The following is a 2,755-nucleotide window of genomic DNA, read 5'->3' as shown; positions in this document are numbered from 1 at the left end:
ATGATCGAAGGACGGTGCGGAGGCTGCGGGCGCGTCGCGCCCCTTGGCGAGGCAATCGTGTATCCGGACGCCCCGGGGCTGGTCGTACGCTGCAAGACGTGCAGCCACGTGCTGGCGACGATCATCGACGCCGGTGAACGCCTCTTCCTCAGCTTCGCGGGGATGACCGCGTTCGCGATGAGGCGGGATCAGGCTGAGGAGTCGGTCTCAGTCGCGTAGGCCCTGAGCTGTGCGATAGCCATGTCGAGAGCGGCACGCATCGGATAAACATCTCGACTCGCCTTCGCCAGAAGATAACCTCCCTGCAGTGCCGATAGCAGCCCAATGGCAAGCGCTCGCGAGTCCGCATCGCTGCGCAACACGCTGCGTGTCTTCAGCCTCTCCACGGCATCATCGAAGTGGGCAGCGATCGCCCGGCGGGCATCCTCATTGTGGTCTGCGATCTCGTTCGCCAGAGACCCGAGCGGGCACCCGTACGCGCCGTCGCGTAGCGCGTTGCGTTCGACGAGTTCATCCCGCCACAGCTCGAACCCGCGTAGGGATTCCACGCGTCGAAGGCGCCGGCGCTGCTGCGTCAGGACGTCCTCCGCCCGGGTCTCGATGACTTCCTTCACGAGTGCGTCCTTGTCGGCGAAGTGCTGATAAACCTGAGACTTCGATGTCGCGCTGGCGGCTCGGACGTCGGCGAGGGTCGTCGCCGCAACGCCTCGCTCATACATCAACTGGTTCGCTGCGTCGACGATACGCGCCCTCGTTGCCGCCCCTTTCGGCGTCAACCGGCGCGCACTCGTTCCGTCGGCAGTCACGCCTCCAGGGTAGTCTCCTCCGTCCGCAGGACTCGAAGTCGTCCGTCACGCGATGCCAGCCCGGCCGGCCCAGTGAAGTCCAGCGGAGCGGGACGCTCGCATCTCACACCTTCACAATAATGGACCTCGGAGTCCTTATCCAAGTCGATCCGAAACACCTATGGCGATCCAAGCGTCCTGCTTTTCAGACCTGCTACACCTCTCGTCAATCGACGTCCCGCTCATACTTTGGTCTGGCGAGTCCTTTTCTGTCGTCGTAGGCTAGTGGTCATGATGTGCGGGAAGCCACGCGGCTCACGGATCTTCCGTGTGCGCGAGAAAGTCCGAGCCGAGGGCTCGGTGCGGCTGCCCACGCGCGCCCGTCGAGAACGTTGCGCGCTCCGCAGGAGAGGGGCGTTCGGTGGACCTGCCGGTCAAGCTCGGTGACGCGCAAGAGTTTCTGATGCTCGTTCCCTCGCCTCTTGCGGAGCGGGTGGCTGAGGACGAGCGCCTGGTCGTGGCGGCCTATCGGTTTCGTAGGGGCCTGGGCATCCGGGCTCGACGGGCGTTGGCCTCGCGTATCGAGCATGAGGTGACCGCCGCGCTGCACATCGTTCGGCCCGGAACGGTGGTGGTGGCGTTCGACGGTGCCGGCACGATGTCTCGGGCCCGAGTACACAGGTTGGCGACGGGCGTAGTCGGTGAGGTGAGCAGGAGCGCCACCAATCTCGTCGGCGCGGACACGACCGTGATTGGAGTCGTGGTGATGTCGCCGACCGAGCGAGATCTCGCCGCCGCGCGCGTGCGGCATGTCGCGGAGCAGCCACCGCACCGGGGCGACGGGCTCGTCTTTCACGCCAGCGACCTCCGCCGGGCGAACATCTATGAGCTGATCGAGGAAGCAGTCCTGTGACGACGGTCAGCTCTCCCCGTGGTCGCAGCGAGGACTACCTGTTAGTCATCTACCAGCGTCGGAACGCCTCGGTCCTGTCGCTGCAGGGGCGGGACACCGAGCTGACCCCCGGGAGCATCGTCGTTGTCCCCCGCTCGACGGTGGAGAGCGCGATGCCCACCGAGGATGCCGATCGCATGATTGTCGAGGTGCCGTTGGGTGTGGTGGGGTTGACGGCGGATCAGGTCGCTGAGGTCTCGGGTGTGGACCTGCAGGAGCGGACCTCGCTGGCGGCGCTGCTGCGGTCCGTGCTCGGGGGCGTGATGGACTCCGAACTCAGCCTTCGCGACGAGGTGGACGTGTTCGCGCCCGTCGCCGACCTGCTGAAAGTCACCCTGCTCAGCGCCCTCACTCCCGACCGCGCCACGACCCGGTATCCGCTGGCCGAGCAGATCGTCACCTACGTGCTCGACAACCTCACCGACCCCGGTCTCGGAGCCGCCCGGATCGCGAAGGACCTGCACGTGTCCGAGCGTCTGCTCTACGCAGAGATGTCCCGCGCGGACATCAGGCTCGCGCAGCTGATCCAGTCCCAGCGCCTGCGTCGCGTCCGCGACGCCCTGACCGCACCGGCCACCATCGACGTCCCCATCGGCATCCTCGCCCAACAGCACGGGTTCGTCTCCGCCAGCCACTTCAGCCGCATCTTCCGCGAAGAATTCGGCACCACACCCCGCCAATGGCGCAACAACACCACACCACCGGGACCGTGAGGTCACCGCTCGCGCGTCAAGCCTTCGTTGCGACCTTCCCGCGCGATCAGGTCACGGGACGCGCTGTCGTCGGCACGGACCTGATGGGCGGTCTCAAGCACTTCGTCGATGTCGCTGTCGGGGATGACGACGGCTCCCGATGAGTCGCAGAAGATGTACTGGCCCGGATAGATGCCCACTCCTTCGATGACGACGGGAATATTTGCCTGAAACGGCGTGACCACTGCTCCACCCCAGGCGACGGCCTCTCCCGAGCACCATGCGGCGAACGGTTCCGCGGCCAGTTCGTCGAAGTCGCGAAGGCG

At 66.0% G+C, this 2,755-nt stretch carries 4 protein-coding genes and 1 pseudogene; 3 read left to right on the top strand and 2 right to left on the bottom strand.

The genetic code is table 11. The features are described 5' to 3' along the window. On the top strand, positions 1-219 hold a 219-nt coding region (locus ACFWJO_RS37645; protein ID WP_386872629.1), incomplete at its 5' end, for a DUF6510 family protein. Here the strand turns inward: ACFWJO_RS37645 and ACFWJO_RS37640 are convergent. Further along, complete coding sequence (locus ACFWJO_RS37640; RefSeq protein WP_386872627.1) at positions 189-806, bottom strand: TetR/AcrR family transcriptional regulator; 618 nt, start codon at positions 804-806, stop codon at positions 189-191. The genes ACFWJO_RS37645 and ACFWJO_RS37640 overlap by 31 nt on opposite strands. A gap of 400 nt (positions 807-1,206) precedes the next feature. On the opposite strand from ACFWJO_RS37640, the gene ACFWJO_RS37635 reads away from it, so the two are divergent. Further along, positions 1,207-1,698: a hypothetical protein gene (locus ACFWJO_RS37635; protein ID WP_386872625.1), complete on the top strand. Its 492-nt coding sequence runs from the start codon at positions 1,207-1,209 to the stop codon at positions 1,696-1,698. Continuing rightward, a complete protein-coding gene (locus ACFWJO_RS37630) occupies positions 1,695-2,450 on the top strand; it encodes a helix-turn-helix domain-containing protein (RefSeq protein ID WP_386872624.1) in 756 nt (251 codons plus the stop codon). Before ACFWJO_RS37635 ends, ACFWJO_RS37630 begins: the two co-directional genes overlap by 4 nt. A 2-nt stretch (positions 2,451-2,452) precedes the next feature. Here the strand turns inward: ACFWJO_RS37630 and ACFWJO_RS37625 are convergent. Further along, positions 2,453-2,755 (bottom strand): annotated as a pseudogene (locus ACFWJO_RS37625) (RraA family protein); the annotation flags it as partial.

Origin of the sequence: Streptomyces sp. NPDC127092 (assembly GCF_042722475.1) — a bacterium.
Lineage (GTDB): Bacteria > Actinomycetota > Actinomycetes > Streptomycetales > Streptomycetaceae > Streptomyces.
This window is presented reverse-complemented; position numbering and strand designations above follow the sequence as displayed.